The 518-nt window shown below is 63.7% G+C and carries 1 protein-coding gene; it reads right to left on the bottom strand.

What is annotated here, in order from left to right:
• The coding region (locus J5M72_RS28740) for a calcium-binding protein (RefSeq protein WP_207868329.1) at nt 1-518 on the bottom strand (518 nt) is incomplete at both ends.

Genomic DNA, 518 nt, shown 5'->3' with positions numbered 1-518 from the left:
GGCCAGGGTGCTGGTTTCGGTGATGGTGTCACCGAGGTTGTCGACAATGTAGGTGTCGTTGCCCAGGCCGCCGATCAGGCTGTCGGCGCCCAGGCCACCGTCAAGGATGTTGGCGCCAGCGTTGCCGGTCAGGGTGTTGTTGACCGAGTTGCCGGTGCCGTTGAGGTTGGCCGAACCCATGAGGGTCAGGTTCTCGACGTTGGCAACGAGGGTGTAGTCGATGGACGAGAACACCCGGTCGAGTGCGGTCAGCGAAGCGTCGGTCTCGATGACGATGTCGCCGACGTTGTCGACATAGTAGGTGTCGCTGCCGTCGCCACCGCTCATGGTGTCGGCGCCGAGGCCGCCGTCCAGGGTGTTGGCTGCGGCGTTGCCGGTCAGGCTGTTGTTCAGCTCGTTGCCGGTACCATTGATAGCGTTGCCGGTCAGCACCAGGTTTTCCAGGTTGGCGCCCAGGCGCCAGTCCACGGATGAGCGCACGGTGTCGATTTCACCGGCCAGGGTGCTGGTTTCGGTGA

The sequence above is a fragment of the Pseudomonas sp. 58(2021) genome (assembly GCF_017491585.1).
Classification (GTDB): domain Bacteria; phylum Pseudomonadota; class Gammaproteobacteria; order Pseudomonadales; family Pseudomonadaceae; genus Aquipseudomonas; species Aquipseudomonas fluorescens_BT.
The sequence above is the reverse complement of the archived record's forward strand: the minus strand, read 5'-3'. Positions and strand labels throughout refer to the sequence as shown.